The following is a 2125-nucleotide window of genomic DNA, read 5'->3' as shown; positions in this document are numbered from 1 at the left end:
CTTGAGCGCGCGCGTCCATCTCGATAATGGAAAGCGCATTCACATCGCGCTCACCCTGTGCGCTGAGGAGATCGTGGCTCCCGTCGTCATGGTTCACGCCACCGGCGCCTTGGCCCGGCTGGGCCAGACCGGATCCACACTTGAGATCGACGGCGTCCGGGAAGATGTCTCCGCGGAGCGGGGCAAGCCCTTGGACAACCTGCTGGCGCACCGTCGCGACCCTGATGGCGTACCGCTGAAGGTGTCCCTCGAACGCACATTGGCGTTCACCGCCTATCTGGAAGGAATGCTGAACTCCACAGACCCGCAGCGGGTGCTTCCGGAGTTCCTCGACGAGCGGCCGGAGAATGGGACTCGACGGGTAGTGCTGCGGGGTATCAACTCAGCGGTCTCGGCGGCCGGTGAGAAGCTTGCTCTCTTCTCGGAGCTCGGCTTGCCGTGGGCCAAGCCGCCTGGTGCAGTTCCGCTCGCGTAGCGGGGGCCGCAGTCAGCAAGCATGCGCGGAATGCCGGAGAAGCGCAGTCGTCCAGCAGGCCCGCCTGGTCCGTGGGAGACCGGGTCACAGTATGTGAGTCTCAAGGGCGGGCTTGACGCTTACCTACGTACGGTAAAGCGCCTGAGGTGGATTGATATTCGACCTAATTCACCTGATGTGGGAGCGACCTTGATTATCATAAAGTCAAGAGTGGGCTAGAATATTTAAGTCTAGGGTGCCTTGAATCTAGCAGCGCGGCTATCGCTATTGGCATTCTTGATCTATGACATCCATGCGCGTTACTGCAGAACAACTCATAGTCCACCCGCACCCTCATGTCGATTTCCTTGAGGTTGCGGAAATCGGTCTCTATCGTTCGGTTATCCCTCGCGGTGTGTTTCAGACGGGGGAATGGGCTGTCTACATTCCGGACGGCGCGGTATTGCCGGATGGCCTTGTCGAGGAGCTCGGGCGTGCCGGTCAGCTCGCTGGGCCGACTCACAGCCGCCTGCGGCCGATCCGGCGTTACGGACAGCTCTCTCAGGGCCTGGTGTGCCGTCCGAAGGTGCTGTCCAGCGTTGACCTGAAGACCGCACACTCCGATGGGCACAACTTCGCGGATGCACTGCGCATCACGGCATGGGTTCCGCCGATACCCATCCATCTGTCCGGTGAGGTGAGACCCGCGCCGGAATTGGTGGTGTGGGGTGACGTCGAGGACATCAAACGATGCCGGAAGATGTTCAGCCCTGGTGAACGAATTGTGGCGACCGAGAAGATCCATGGAACGGCATGCCTGTATACGTTATCGCATGGCCGCGAGTACGTGTCGTCAAAGGGATATGGAAAGCGACGTCTGGGGCTTGTGCGTGATGACAGAAACCTGTATTGGCGTGTGGTGAACGCATACGGGATTCCGCGGATCGCGCAGGAGATATCGGCCATGATGAATGCGGACCGTGTGGGCGTATTCGGTGAGATATACGGTAAGGGAGTTCAAGATCTCACCTACGGTGCGGATGCCTTGAGTGGCAAGCCTGGGTACGTGGTCTTCGATATTCGCGTCGAAGCGGCTTTACAGCAGTGGTGGCTCGACCCCGATGAGTTGATCGACGTCATCCGCAAGCTTGGCGATCCGCTGCGCACGGCACCGCGTCTGTTCGACGGCAGGTATGACGAGGCCACGTTGCGCGAGTTGGCAGAGGGCTACGAGACGGTCAGCGGAGAGGCGTTGCACCTCCGTGAGGGTCTGGTTGTGCGTCCTGGGGACGAACGGCGATCGTCGCTGACCGGCGGGAGAGCGATCGCGAAGTTCGTCTCCACCGCGTACCTGACCCGAATCGGAGGAACGGAGTTCGAATGACCAGCGCGCCACGAGAGCTCCCGGCAAGAGAGGTGAAGTGGTGCCCCTCTCTTGCCGGGACCACCACTCGACCGGCACCGGGAGCCGTCGCGCCGTCAGATCCTGGAAATGAGCCGCAGCGCTCGATATGAGCTCCCGGCGGGAGGACGTGCCCCCTCCCTCCTCCCGCCGGGTCCGCGCGAGCTGAGAAGAGTTCGTGCTTCGATGCACAACCGCGCCTTACTTCTACGGGAAGAGGGACGCGCTTCGATGGTGGGGCTCGTTCTCGATGGGGCGTCGTTCTTCTA

At 61.3% G+C, this 2125-nt stretch carries 1 protein-coding gene and 1 pseudogene; both read left to right on the top strand.

The features are described from left to right. Positions 1-475, top strand: a pseudogene (locus tag ELR45_RS35665) (Gfo/Idh/MocA family protein); the annotation flags it as partial. Positions 476-758: 283 nt separating this feature from the next. Then, positions 759-1838 (top strand): RNA ligase (ATP), encoded by a 1080-nt coding sequence (locus tag ELR45_RS22810; RefSeq protein ID WP_129668394.1) that lies wholly within the window; start codon positions 759-761, stop codon positions 1836-1838. Positions 1839-2125: the final 287 nt, after the last annotated feature.

This window comes from Phytoactinopolyspora endophytica (assembly GCF_004138495.1).
Lineage (GTDB): Bacteria > Actinomycetota > Actinomycetes > Jiangellales > Jiangellaceae > Phytoactinopolyspora > Phytoactinopolyspora endophytica.
This window is presented reverse-complemented; position numbering and strand designations above follow the sequence as displayed.

Bases quoted from the DNA above. Each gene is read 5' to 3' on its own strand.
- ELR45_RS22810 (WP_129668394.1), top strand. From the start codon at position 759: ATGACATCCATGCGCGTTACTGCAGAACAACTCATAGTCCACCCGCAC.